The 12,813-nt window shown below is 43.0% G+C and carries 9 protein-coding genes; 6 read left to right on the top strand and 3 right to left on the bottom strand.

The genetic code is table 11. The features are described from left to right. Positions 1-22 precede the first annotated feature (22 nt). Both cobD and A4S05_RS22755 read left to right on the top strand, forming a co-directional pair. Positions 23-1,141 carry a threonine-phosphate decarboxylase CobD gene (gene cobD / locus A4S05_RS22760; RefSeq protein ID WP_069072068.1) on the top strand — a complete coding sequence of 373 codons (1,119 nt, stop codon included), beginning with the start codon at positions 23-25 and terminating at the stop codon, positions 1,139-1,141. A 76-nt stretch (positions 1,142-1,217) separates the two neighbouring features. Next, a complete protein-coding gene (locus A4S05_RS22755) occupies positions 1,218-2,672 on the top strand; it encodes a dihydrolipoyl dehydrogenase family protein (RefSeq protein WP_069072067.1) in 1,455 nt (484 codons plus the stop codon). A 150-nt stretch (positions 2,673-2,822) separates the two neighbouring features. On the opposite strand, the gene A4S05_RS22750 is transcribed toward A4S05_RS22755, so the two are convergent. Together A4S05_RS22750 and A4S05_RS22745 are read right to left on the bottom strand one after the other, a co-directional pair. After that, on the bottom strand, positions 2,823-3,533 hold the full coding sequence (locus A4S05_RS22750) for a diacylglycerol/polyprenol kinase family protein (RefSeq protein ID WP_069072066.1): 711 nt from the start codon (positions 3,531-3,533) through the stop codon (positions 2,823-2,825). Positions 3,534-3,557: 24 nt separating this feature from the next. Continuing rightward, positions 3,558-5,321, bottom strand: a complete 1,764-nt coding sequence (locus A4S05_RS22745; RefSeq protein WP_069072065.1) for a DUF3685 domain-containing protein — start codon at positions 5,319-5,321, stop codon at positions 3,558-3,560. 143 nt (positions 5,322-5,464) lie between these two features. Between A4S05_RS22745 and A4S05_RS22740 the strand changes: the two genes are divergently transcribed. Continuing rightward, positions 5,465-8,488 (top strand): pentapeptide repeat-containing protein, encoded by a 3,024-nt coding sequence (locus A4S05_RS22740; protein WP_069072064.1) that lies wholly within the window; start codon positions 5,465-5,467, stop codon positions 8,486-8,488. Positions 8,489-8,612: 124 nt separating this feature from the next. On the opposite strand, the gene A4S05_RS22735 is transcribed toward A4S05_RS22740, so the two are convergent. After that, complete coding sequence (locus A4S05_RS22735) at positions 8,613-9,059, bottom strand: Fur family transcriptional regulator (protein ID WP_069072063.1); 447 nt, start codon at positions 9,057-9,059, stop codon at positions 8,613-8,615. Positions 9,060-9,902: 843 nt separating this feature from the next. On the opposite strand from A4S05_RS22735, the gene A4S05_RS22730 reads away from it, so the two are divergent. From A4S05_RS22730 to A4S05_RS22720, 3 genes are all read left to right on the top strand, one after another. Beyond that, the gene (locus A4S05_RS22730) at positions 9,903-10,388 is read left to right on the top strand and encodes a CRR6 family NdhI maturation factor (protein ID WP_069072062.1); all 486 of its coding nucleotides are present in this window, start codon (positions 9,903-9,905) and stop codon (positions 10,386-10,388) included. A 132-nt stretch (positions 10,389-10,520) separates the two neighbouring features. Further along, a complete protein-coding gene (gene rppA, locus A4S05_RS22725; protein ID WP_069072061.1) occupies positions 10,521-11,198 on the top strand; it encodes a two-component system response regulator RppA in 678 nt (225 codons plus the stop codon). 129 nt (positions 11,199-11,327) lie between these two features. Next, positions 11,328-12,791 (top strand): sensor histidine kinase, encoded by a 1,464-nt coding sequence (locus tag A4S05_RS22720; protein WP_069072060.1) that lies wholly within the window; start codon positions 11,328-11,330, stop codon positions 12,789-12,791. Positions 12,792-12,813 lie beyond the last annotated feature (22 nt).

Below are 12,813 nucleotides of genomic sequence, written 5' to 3'. Positions count from 1 at the left end.
TGTCTTCGGGAACTCTTTTTTAATGCGGCAACCTGCACATGGGGGAAATTTAAGCTGGGCAGCAGCACTGGCTGGTTGTCCCCCTGACGCTATTCTGGATTTTTCTGCTAGCATCAACCCGTTGGGGCCTCCAAACAGCGCGATCGCTGCTATACTGTCCCAAATTGGTAATCTTAAGCACTATCCAGACCCAAACTATAGTGAACTGAGACTAGCTCTCAGTCACTTCCATCAATTGCCTCCTGAGTGGATTCTGCCGGGTAACGGCTCCGCAGAATTACTCACTTTAGTAGGTAGGGAATTAGCTCAATTAGCCGCGATAATTTTAATCACTCCAGCCTTTGGTGACTACTACCGAACCTTGGCAGCGTATAACGCTAATGTGCTGGAGTGTCCTTTGTCATTGGTGAGCCACTGCGGTCTTGGGGTCTCCCCAAGTGAAGCACGTGGCGTCACTGGTCATTGGTCATTATTCATTGACAAAGGACAAAGAACAAATGACAAAGGACTATTGTTGAATAATCCCCACAACCCAACCGGAAAACTATTTTCGCGGGACTCTATATTGCCCTACCTGGAGCAATTTGCTTTGGTTGTGGTGGATGAAGCATTTATGGATTTTGTGCCGCCTAATGAGGAACAAAGCCTGATTCCGGTGGTGCAAGAATATCCGAATTTAGTAATATTGCGATCGCTGACCAAATTTTACAGTCTTCCTGGGCTGCGATTAGGATATGCGATCGCACACCCCGACTGCCTAGCTAAATGGCAGCTATGGCGTGACCCTTGGCCTGTAAATACGCTAGCAGCAGCGGCGGCAATTGCGGCCCTCCAAGATACAGAGTTTCAGCAGCAAACCTGGGCATGGCTACCACCTGCACGAAATCAACTCTTTCAGGGTTTGGCTAAAGTACCGGGATTGCAACCCCAAGCAAGTGCTGCTAACTTTTTACTGGTTGAGTCCCAAGAGTCTACGTCACAGTTACAGCAACAATTACTCAAGCATAATCAGATTTTAATCCGCGATTGCCTTAGTTTTAAAGAACTAGGCGATCGCTTTTTCCGGGTTGCTGTACGTGAAGAGTCCGATAACCAACGCTTACTCACAGCGCTAGACTCAGTGCTGAGTGCTGAGTGCTGAGTGGGGAGTAGGGGAGATGAGATAATTTTTCACTCTCCCCAATGCCCAATGCCCCATGCCCAATGCCCAATGACAAATGACAATTGACTACGATGTTGTAATTATTGGTGGCAGTCTTGCTGGATACTACGCTGCTCTTGCTGCAACCCAACTACGGGCTACAGTTGCCCTGGTGGAACCTAAAGTAGACTACGGGTTCACTCATCACCATGCTCTTACCGAAATCGGTAAACTGGCGCAGAAGTTGAATGATGCTGCTGGTTTTGGTATTTATGCCACACACACTAATACCTCAGAAGAACGCCACATATCTATGGCATGGCAAGAAGCCATGCTATATGCTCAATGCGTCGCCTCAAATCTCAAAGAACAGCATTCTCCAGCCATCCTAGCCGCACAGGGAGTCGATGTCATCGTTGGCAGTGGTCAATTTCAATCTTCACCCCAACTAGCTTTTGCCGTTAACAATCGCCTTCTACGCGCCCGTACCTATTTGCTAGCCAGTGGCTCACGTCCAGAAATTCCAGAGATTGACGGATTGCAAACCACTGGCTATCTTACCCTTTCTAATATTTGGCAATCCTTACAGGGAAAAACATTACCTCAAAATTGGGTAATTATCGGTGGAATTCCCCAAAGTATTGAAATTGCTCAAACTTTAGCACGGTTTGGTTGCAGTGTGACGTTGGCAGTCAAGCATCCATATCTTCTACCCAATATTGACCCTGAGATAGCCATATTGCTTCAAGCACAGTTGGAAGTCGAAGGTGTGCGCGTCCTCACCGATAAACCAGTGACTCAGGTGAGGGTAATTGAGAATAAAAAGTGGGTTCAAGCAGGAGATAAGGCCATTGAAACTGATGAAATTTTAGTGGCGACTGGACAACAGCCGAATCTTGAATCTCTAAATTTGGCAATGGTAGGCGTGAAATGGCATCGGCGTAGCTTAGTGGTAAATGATAAACTGCAAACCACTAACCAGCGCATTTACGCTTGTGGTGATGTAATTGGTGGTTACGACTTTGCGAATGTCGCTAATTATGAAGCAAAAATTGCCCTGAACAATGCACTGTTTTTCCCCAGATTACGAGTAAACTATCGTTCCATCCCTTGGGCGATGTTTTCTGTGCCGATGGTGGCGCAAGTTGGTTTGACAGAGACGCAGGCAAAACGCCAATTTCGTCTAGATGAAGTTTTAGTTTTACGACAGTATTTTAAAACAGTGGCAGCAGCTCAACTTCGAGACGAAACCACTGGTATATGTAAATTAATTGTGCTACGCAACGGCGAAATTTTGGGAGCTTCAATATTGGGGTTAGAAGCTGGAGAATTAATTAATTTGATTGCCTTGGCAATGTCACAAAAAATTAAAGTCAAAGATTTAGCGAATTTATCTCCCGTCTATCCCAGTTTCTCAGAAATCCTGGAACAAACAGCAAGAGAGTGGAGTAAGCAAAAGTTAAATAGCAACATTGCTATGCAAGAGTTTTTAGAAGGCTTTTTCCATTTCCGCCGCAATTGGAATTTGTGAGTTTGTGAGTTTGCGAGTTAGGAGTTTGGTTAAGGCAAGAGACGCGATAAATCGCCGTCTCTACAAAAGATTGATCCTTGTAGAGACGGAGATTTATCGCGTCTTTGGATCTAACCGAACCGTATTGGGTACGAGGTCATTGGGAGTTCTTTAAAATCCCTGCATGATAATCCAAACTACCCCCGCTGCTACTAGAGGCACGCTGAGGTTATCTGTGCCGTGAGGTGAGACTGCCTCTGCTAGGGTTGCAAAAGTAGCAGTTACCACAGCCGTTAACAAAGCCCATCCTAAACCTAAAGGTGTTGCTAGGGGACTCAGGGACGAGCCAGGTAGCAACAACAGCACCAAGAAAATCACCACTGTACTCGCCACAAACATCGCTGCTGAACCTTCCCAGGAACGCACAGAATTTCCCACTTGGTACTTATGCTGTCCGAAGCGTCTACCGATTAATGCTGCTAATGCATCACCCCAGGTCATTGCCATTATCCCAGCTACAGCGATCGCAACCCTATCTACTGGCCCATCTGGTCGCCACAGTAACCCAAACAACAGCGTCACTGAGATAGCAAAATAAACTGTGCCAGGTGAGCTATCCTCTGTATCCATTGCGCCGATGAATCGGTAGCGGTAAAACAGGTAGTTTAGTCCGATAAAGGTAGCAAAAGGTATAATTCCGATTTCCCAGCGATTAAATAGCAGCAGGACGCCGAAAACCCACATTCCTGCACCAATATGAATTACTTTGCGCGTCAAATCTGGCTTTACGCCCAATAGCCTACGCAGTCCTTCGCCAATAATAAGCAGACTAGTTGCGTAAATATAAGAGATTGCTAGCCCGATAAAATCATTGTTTGTCATTTGTCATTTTGCTTCCTGGCTTGTTCACTTAGACCTATCGCTATTTTTTCTAAAGTTTTTTTCTATTAACGAAACACTACCAATACCTTGAAGAATACCACGACCGATTAAACCTAAACCCCTACCAATTATTTGGGTGAGAATGAAGACTATACCGCTACCTATAAAGGCTACTAATGTTTTTAAACGCGGTGCGATCGCATCACTAAATTCTAAAAATAATGTCACTACTAAAGGAATATTAGAAAGTTTGGCTAACTCCTGATTCCGAGGGGCATAAACTGAAGTCTTGGCAATACCACGAGGTGCAATTACAAATAGATCATAACGGCTTTCAAAAACTGCTTTTGGCTCATCTATATAATTTTTTAACCGATATTTCCATGATAAATCGTTTCTAAACCGTTCAATCTCTCTTGTAGAAATAAATTGGCGACTATATAAATTTTGCTTAATCGTTTCTACATCTGCTAAAGAGTTGAGTAGTGGTTGGACTACACCATTCGCTACCTGAATCAACAAGTTCTCTAAAATCATTAATGCTTGGGACTTGGCTTCATGGCTCACTGCGGGATAAGAGCCATTATCAATATACAATTCTGTTTGAAATAGTAGATAACAATACAACTCACAAACTAGCGGAATTTGATTGAGGATATCTCTTTGCACTGCTTCTGTATTTTGCAGCAATAAATCAACAATTTCTATGTTTTTATCACCTATTTTTATTCTAGAAAACCTTCCAAAAAAATCCGTGATTGCTGATTGCCATAAATCGCGCAACAAGATAGATTTCACTTCATATAATTGATTAATCTCAATTTGAGAAGCACGCAGTTCATCCAACTGATCAGCTAATTTTTGTAGGATAAGATAAAGTAATTCTCGTTTTTTCTCTTCACGAAAAATGTCAATTTCTAAAGCTACATCTGTGACATTCTGTAAAGGAAATTGAAGTTTGGTAATGCAAGACGCAAACAAGGCAGATTGTAGCGCTCCTGGACTAAGTAGAGGTGACATTTTCCTTTGCTCAATAGCACTACTCAACGAAGGGGTCAAAGGCGGCTCATCAGCAACCGGAATATCTTCTTCTCGCCTTTCTTGTGATGAAACCAACAACCGATTTAGCAACCAACGAGCTGCTAGCAGTTCTCGTCGCTGTCCAGCTAGAATTGCTCGATCTAAGACTGGTAATCCGGGAACTTGTAATTGGGCTGTGACTACGGCTAAGGTAGCGTCAATGTAACCAAATCCTGACAAACGTAAATTATTTCGCAGTTTAGAAAAAGGGAGTGGGGAGTGGGAAGAGACATGATTAATCGCGTCTGTACTAGAGAGTGAGGATGTGATTGCTTCTGTGTCCCGAAACCAATAGGAACCACCATCTGCAACTTCTTGCATGGCGGCGACTAATTCCGGGAGTGGTGTACCTTTCGGGCAGTAGCCATTTACACCAACAGATTTTGCAGCTAATAGCAATCCTGGTTCTTGCACAGAACTGAGAAGCAAAATTGGCAGGTTGGGATATAAGGCTCTAAGTTGCCGACAGAATTGTAAACCTAGTTGTTGGCTAGTGATGGAGCGACCATTACCGAATTCCAAAACCACCAAATTTAGCTGGTTGGGGTCTTCTTGAGCAATTTCTGCTAAAATCTGCAAGGCAGCGGTATCAGTTTCTACCACTGCTATTACTTCTAGGTTAGGAATTGCTTCTAGAGTTACCCGTAATCCCAGACGAAAAATCGGGTCTTGGTCGATTAACAATAATTTTAGATGGCGATCGCTCATAGTCTACTCAATTACGCAAGCACTGTTTTTTACCAATCAGAAAACAGCTTTGATACAAAACTTTGTCTTCCCCATTGTTACCTGTTTTCGCAAACTGATAAATCGATCATAATTGCCTTGTGCAGCCTTCACTGTGTAATTAAATGAACTTGAGTATTCGGCACTGGTTGGCGGAACGCTATATCCCAATCAATCAAATCAGAGGATTTTCAGCCGGACAATTGGCAGGTATTGCTTACCGGATTGTTCAGGATATGGAAGTCAAAAGCCTCATGCCTTTTGATATCTGTACCTTGGTAGAGGCTTTAGAACTGCCTTTAGGGATTGTTTGGGAAGAAATCAGTGTAATTTCCCAGTTGACAGAAAACTTGTTGCGTAGTCTCAGCCAAAAAAAACCGTTAAAACGTAATGAGGGCACATGGCTGGCGTTTCAAATTGCCTATCTTCAAGCTTTGCAAGCAATTCTAGAGCAGGAAGCAAGCTTACAAAGACCGTGGCTAGACCGGGCAAGTATACCAATCCAAGCACAAATAGTTCAAGAGGGCGTGGGTAAACTCATCCTCCAAGATTCGCAACTGCAAGGATTGTTGAAAACTCTCAGCCCTGGTAAATTGACTGATACTCAAGCTGAACAAGCATTATCTTTGGTTGCAGATTCATTACTGGTGCAACAAATAAATAATGCTGCTATGGCTTGGTTAGTTGCTAATGGTGCAGAGGAAGTTGAAGCTAAACTCTTAATACAGCGTTTAGTCAACTCACTTCCTGGTCATTTACTGGTAGTCGTTACTGAAAATGCTGCCCCTTTAGCCCAACTGCAAAAATTTTTCCGTTTGGGAATTTCATTATCTCCCAGCTTGATCACTCCAGAAGTTGGTTCTACGATCGCTGAAAAAATTGATTTGCACCGAGAACATTACCGTGCAAGTTTGATTAAAAATCTGAGTATGCCTTTGCTGATGGAATCCTTTGCCCTTAAGGATCTCTATGTGCCGCAAAAAGGCTTACCAATAGAAGAAAATATTTCTGAGCAAGATAAAAAAACTGTTAAACCAGTTGATTTAAAGACTTGGGCACAACAAGAGCTAAGTGATTTAGAAACGATCGCCGTCATTGAATCGGAACCTGGTTATGGAAAAACTAGTTTTTGCCAACTTTGGGCAGCACAGGTAGCAGAAGAATCTTACCCTACTTGGATGCCTATATTAATTAAGTTACGGGATGTAAAATATGGCAAAACTTTTACCGAAACCCTAAATTCTGCTTTTCCTGTTAATCTTTCAACTTGGTTAGAGCAAGAAAATCTGCCTTGTCTATTGCTGCTGGATGGTTTAGATGAACTGCCCCCTTCTGCTCAAGGTATCAGGGCAAAAGCCATTTTTATTCAGCAATTACTGAACTTTAAATTTCAGTATAGACACAAAATTGTGTTAACGAGTCGGTCAACAACATTACAGGAAATTGCCCCAGAGATCCCGTTGCCATTGAAGCGAATTATCATTCAGCCCTTCGATGTGGATGAACTCAAACAATGGTTTCAGCAATGGGCAAAAGTGCAATCGTTAGCGATCGCTCAAAATTTCTTTACATTGTTAAAACAGGCGGGTTTATTTACCAGCCAGTCCAAGTTAAGAGAATTATCTGCTCTGATCCGCCAACCCTTAATGCTGCATTTATTGGGCATTTTACACCGCGACGGACTGCTAGATGATGAACTATTGCAATTAGCCGCTAATGCTCCAAAGTCTTCTCTGTTATGGGAAATTTATCATCGTCTGAGTCGATGGTTATTGGGTTATCCGCTAACTGGTGGGATCAAGACGATGCTACTGCGTACAGGATCGGCTCATATCCACCGGACTCCAGAAGCGATCGCTAATTTACTCGCTAATCGTCATCCCCAAGATTTACTTGAGCAGATGCAAGCGATCGCTCTCAAAATTTTACACTCGCAACGTCATCAAATTAATCTGGCTGGTGAATTTAATCCTCTACCAGGCTTTTATTTTAAAATTCGGGATTTAGAAAGCGCAGCCAAAAGTAGTTTAATTGAGTTTTCGCATCTGAAGCTAGGAGAATCTCTTTGTGCAGATGCCATTGCTGCCCAACTTAAATTTCTAACTCAGTACCAAAATGAGGTTTATGGTAGCCTTGTTTTTGTGCTTGATTCTCCCAGTAGCGTTGCCCAGCATATTTACAATTTACTGGGTTACGGGATACTTAGCCAAGAAATTGAAGAACTGGCGATCGCAATTTTACGCCGGGAGCAAAAGCACAAATTTTCTTTTGAAGTATTGTTCCAACGGCTTTTGTCTTTCTGGCGTGCTTACTGTCAAGGGCGTTGGCTAGACGAAGGAATAGCCCACAAAGCTTTGACTCATTTCCACACACTGCAAAATCCGGTGAATGTTGAGCAAGTGAATGCTGCTGTGGGACTAAATGTGTTTTTATTGCTTTGTGCGTGCTATCGAGAAACAAAAATCCCTTTTTGGCCTTGTGGGAATCCGCTCAATTTCACAGAATTCAATCCAGAGGCTTTAAGTGTCCTAATTGCGAGGACAACCGTTTTGCACAAAAGTGCCTTCGCAACCCGAATCAAGTCTTTAGCTGGACTCAATTTATCAGGAGCCTCTTTATTGCAAGTAATGTTAATTGGGGTAAATCTTGAGCAGACAAACTTATCCAATGCGGAGTTAATCGGGGCGAATTTGGCTGGAGCTAATTTGCAACAGGCTAACCTCGCAGGTGCAAACCTGCAACAGGCTAACCTCGCAGGTGCAAACCTGCAACAGGCTAACCTTACAGGCGCAAACCTACGACAGGCTAACCTTATGGGGATAAATCTTAATTCTGCCAACCTTACTAACGCCTGTTTATTTGACACCATTTTGACTGAGGCTAACAAAAAATTAGCTACAGATAATGGTGGCTTGTTCTCTAAAGAGTCATTTCAAAAACTGAAAAGTTTGCGTAGTTTACCGCTCCAGGCATCGCAGCAACCCTTCTTAAACACTGTCCACATTGCGACAAACACAGATGTTAATTGGAGCAACACACCTGCGATCGGACTAATTGAAAGCTGCGAAGGAACTATTGTACCAATAGATTTATACGATGATGATGCCGATGATGAGACAGTTTTTGGCAATAATGTTATTGGAGAATAGGGCATTGGGCATTGGGCATTGGGCATTGAAAAGAGGCAGAGGTGCTACTCTTGCTGAGGGGAAAAACTCTTCTCCCTTTCTCCCATTCCCCATTCCCCATTCCCCATTCCCCATTCCCCATTACCTATCCCTCTTGCGGATTCCGGTAGCCAAAAAAGTTAATACTGTAGTCAGTAATCTGCACTCCTGTTTCTTCTTCAATTTTGCGGATCAAATCTTCTGGTAGTTCCACATGAACATCAAGAATTTGATTTGTATCCACACAGTTTATGTGACTGTGAGAGTCACTGATATTGCCGTACAAACGCCCATCACAGCGTTCAATACATTCAATGATGCCTTGACTGGATAATGCTTCTAAGTTTTGATAAACAGAAGTATGACCGATCTCTTTGCCTTGTTGATTCAAGCGATCGTAAATCTCTCTTGCCGCAAGATGTTCATTTGCTTGCCAAAGTAATTCCAGAATAAAGCGACGCTGACGACTGACGCGCATACCCAGAATTTGACAGCGCTCAAGCGCATCTTCTAAAGAACGAATTGGTTTTGTCGTAATTGTTTGTTTTTGCATATTACAGCTTGTTAACTGTTAGGGGAATTTTCCCGTCTAAAATGTTTATTGGTTATTTAATATATGCAATAATATTGCACACCATTGTTCTACCTGTACTTATGTTTTGGCTTTTTGATGCTGCGGAAGTAACAGGTGGCGATAAATAATGATCTATTTTTTGGTTGTTGATTTTTTGGTTGTTGATGGCTACTTTGTCAGACCTTAATCTAAAACAAACTCATTACAACTTTAACTTAAAATTGCTGTAAATGTCCACCTTGGGGCAAGTGTTGCCTTACCCAAGTAGGCTAATTCTAATGGCATACATATTAATCGTTTGGTAACTTTTTAATAAAATGTGGGTATTTATAGCAACTAGGAAAGTAACAATTAAGTGTAGCAAAATCTAGTGTACGTGAGTGGTGTAGGCGTAGCCCGCCGCAGGCATTGCCATAGGCTTATATCAAGGCTAGCAACTAAATAGACCTCTTGCAAAAAGCACTTTTGCAAGAGGTGGGAAAAGGGTAAAGGTTAAAGGGGAAAGGCAAAATACAGAACCTTTCCCTTTCCCCTTCCCCTTTTCCCGACTTCTGCAAGAAGTCCAATAATCTGTCAAGTTTGTAGTCAGCACTTTAGTCCTTATTTTCTAAGCACTAAAGTGCTTACTACAAACCCTCAAAACTTGAGAAGCTCTGACTTGAATCTAAACCTTGTATAGGTTGACCAAATTATCAGCAAAAAAGTATCAGTAAATACTAATTGATTTGTGAACAAGACTCTGTGATCCTAAAGGTCAATCTAGCGTCAAGCCCTGAAAGCTGCTACTGTAGATTGTCGATCCTAAAGTTGAGCAAAAAGAAAGTGGCTGCTGAGTCAAAGACAATTGCGATCGCACTCAATAATGACCTGATTAACAATCTGGATATATCTCCTGCGTCAACGGTGATTGAACAACTGCTGCAAGATGGGGCTGCATCCCATGAACAGCAGCTACGCTTTGATATCAATTACGCTCTCGAACCTGACGATCCACGGGAACTATCAGAAATTCCAGAAATCCGGCTGTGGTTTGTGCGCCTAGATGCCAAATACCCCTGGTTAGCATTTTTACTAGATTGGAAAGCTGGAGAATTTGCTCGTTATGCCGCCATGCTTGTACCGCACCAATTCAGTTCCAAAGAAGGCATTCAGTACAATCCTGAAGCCTTAGAAATATTTTTGATGCACAAAATCTTTGTTTTAGGTGATTGGCTCAAACAGCAAGACATCCCCAGTCTCTCGCGGCTGAAGTCCATGGCCCAAATGCTGGGTTATGAATTAGATGATGCTTTTTTTGAGATATTTTAGCTGGGTGAAAATTAAATTGGCACAATAAAATCAAACTAGGCTAAAACCCAATTCCCCATTCCCTATTCCCCATTCCCTATTCCCCATTCCCTATTCCCCATCCCCAATTCCCCAACTAGCTGCAATTGAACAATGCGGATTTTGCTAGTAGAAGACGATCCAGAGCAAATAGAACCGCTCCATGACGCCTTGGCTCGTTCAGGGCATATTGTGGATGCCGTCGAAGATGGGGCAACAGCCCAATGGTTGATGGGTGAAAAAGATTACGATCTGCTGATTTTTGACTGGATGTTGCCCGATGAAAATGGTATCTTTCTGTGCAAACAGTATCGTCAAGCAGGAAAAGCGTCTCCTATCTTGATGTTGACGGCAAAAGATACCACTGTCGATAAAGTGATGGGGTTAGATGCCGGAGCCGATGATTACCTTGTCAAACCTGTAGATATTGAAGAATTACTGGCACGGGTGCGGGCATTACGACGGCGATCGCCCCTGTGGTGTGGTGATGCGCTGCAAGTCAACGGGCTATCCCTGCATCTCGACACCATGCGTCTGGAATGGGGAAGTAGTAGCTTGAAATTGAAAAGCCGAGATTTTCAATTACTAGAGTACATGATGCGCCATCCTCGGCAAATTCTCACCCACGATCAGATCGAACAGGCACTCTGGGAATGGGGACAAGAACCTGAGAGTAATGCCGTAGTTGCTCGTGTAAAACGCTTGCGTCAACGACTGCGCGAGATTGGTGTAGAAACTTGGATTGAAACCGTTTATGGCACTGGCTATCGTTTAGAACCTCCTGCGGGGTAATACCATTTCACGAAAAACCTGATACAGATGTAAACCCTGAAAGCTTTGCTGCATATAAATTTTTTAATTGCGTTAGCGTAGCGGGGCGTTAGCCCATTGCGAATTGCGAATTGCGAATTGGTATAATCTATGGCTTATCGGGTTCAACGGCTCTATCAACGCTGGCAAACTTTGCCAATTCGAGTGCGGGGAACAGCGATCGTTGCCATTCCCATAACCTGCTTGTTTATGGCTTTATCAGCCTTTGCTTGGCTAAAAGCCAGTCTGGTAGAAGATGAAACCTGGGTGCAGCATACTCAAACAGTACGGCTAGAAACAAAACAGCTTCTCAACGCCTTGATTGATGCTGAAACTGGAGTTCGAGGTTATGGGTTAACTCAACGGGAGGAATTTTTAGCTCCTTATAAGCAAGCTCAGACAATTATTCCTCCATCCTTGAATCGATTAGAAAAACTGGTACAAGACAATGCCCAACAAACCCAGCAAATTCAAAAAATTCGCACACTGGTTGATGATAATTTAGAAATATTTCAGCAGAAATTAACCTTACAGCGAGAACTGAAACGAATTCGTGGACAAACTGATACCTTGGTTCCCGTAGCGTCCCTTTATGAGTGGTTGGAGGAAGGGAAATTAACGATGGATCAGGCGCGTCAAGAAATAGATCGCTTCGCTCAAACCGAGGAAGAATTATTAGTACAACGCATACAACATCAAGATTTTTATCGGCAAATTACCTGGATTGTATTGTGTATTTCTGTTGTATTTGGGACGATCGCAGCTTTGTTTGCAGTTCATCTTTTCTATCAACTGGAGCGAGAATTAGCCAACCGAGAAATCAATCTGCGAGAAACCAATCAGCGTTTAGAAATAGTCTGCGATCAACTCCAGCGATTTACTGCCAATGCTTCTCATGAACTCCGGGCCCCCTTAGCAGCAATCATGAGCAATGCCCAAGTTGGGCTAATGGATTTAGATGAGCTAGACGACTCACCAATGAAACTGCGAAAGCGCATTGAGAAGATTATCAGCCTTACCAAACAGATGAGTACGTTGGTGGGTGATTTGTTATTTCTGGCGCGACACGAAGGATTATTGGCTCCTGACTCGATGGAATCTGTGAATTTAACAGAGCTTTTAGGGAGTATGTCTACTGAATGGTTGTCACAGACCAAAATCCATTCTTTAGAACTCACCAGTCAGTTACCCGATACGGCTGTTGTAGTTCAGGGTGATGCAAACTTGTTACAACAAGCGATCGCTAATCTCCTCAGCAATGCTTGTCGCTATACAACCGCTGGTGGAACCATTGAACTGCGCCTGATTAGACAGCTAGAACAAGCCTTAATTCAGGTTAAAGATACTGGAATTGGCATTCCCAGCCATGCATTACCTCATGTATTTGAAAGATTCTACCGAGCCGATCCCAAACGTTCTAGAACATCTGGTGGATTTGGACTAGGATTAGCGATCGCCCAGCAAATTGTTCAGGTTCACGGTGGACAAATCAGTGTCACCAGTACTCTTGATCAAGGCTCAACTTTTCAAATTACCCTGCCACTTTTGACGCAATATGGTTCAGTTAAGGGCTAATTGTACAAAATTGTGGGTTTTC

It is taken from the genome of Nostoc sp. KVJ20 (assembly GCF_001712795.1).
In the GTDB taxonomy this organism is placed as follows: Bacteria; Cyanobacteriota; Cyanobacteriia; order Cyanobacteriales; family Nostocaceae; genus Nostoc.
The sequence above is the reverse complement of the archived record's forward strand: the minus strand, read 5'-3'. Positions and strand labels throughout refer to the sequence as shown.

What these genes read in the sequence shown, in the direction of transcription:
- cobD (WP_069072068.1), top strand. Translation starts at nt 23, where the DNA reads ATGCGGCAACCTGCACATGGGGGAAATTTAAGCTGGGCAGCAGCACTG.
- A4S05_RS22755 (WP_069072067.1), top strand. Translation starts at nt 1,218, where the DNA reads ATGACAATTGACTACGATGTTGTAATTATTGGTGGCAGTCTTGCTGGA.
- A4S05_RS22750 (WP_069072066.1), bottom strand. Translation starts at nt 3,533, where the DNA reads ATGACAAACAATGATTTTATCGGGCTAGCAATCTCTTATATTTACGCA.
- A4S05_RS22745 (WP_069072065.1), bottom strand. Translation starts at nt 5,321, where the DNA reads ATGAGCGATCGCCATCTAAAATTATTGTTAATCGACCAAGACCCGATT.
- A4S05_RS22740 (WP_069072064.1), top strand. Translation starts at nt 5,465, where the DNA reads ATGAACTTGAGTATTCGGCACTGGTTGGCGGAACGCTATATCCCAATC.
- A4S05_RS22735 (WP_069072063.1), bottom strand. Translation starts at nt 9,059, where the DNA reads ATGCAAAAACAAACAATTACGACAAAACCAATTCGTTCTTTAGAAGAT.
- rppA (WP_069072061.1), top strand. Translation starts at nt 10,521, where the DNA reads ATGCGGATTTTGCTAGTAGAAGACGATCCAGAGCAAATAGAACCGCTC.
- A4S05_RS22720 (WP_069072060.1), top strand. Translation starts at nt 11,328, where the DNA reads ATGGCTTATCGGGTTCAACGGCTCTATCAACGCTGGCAAACTTTGCCA.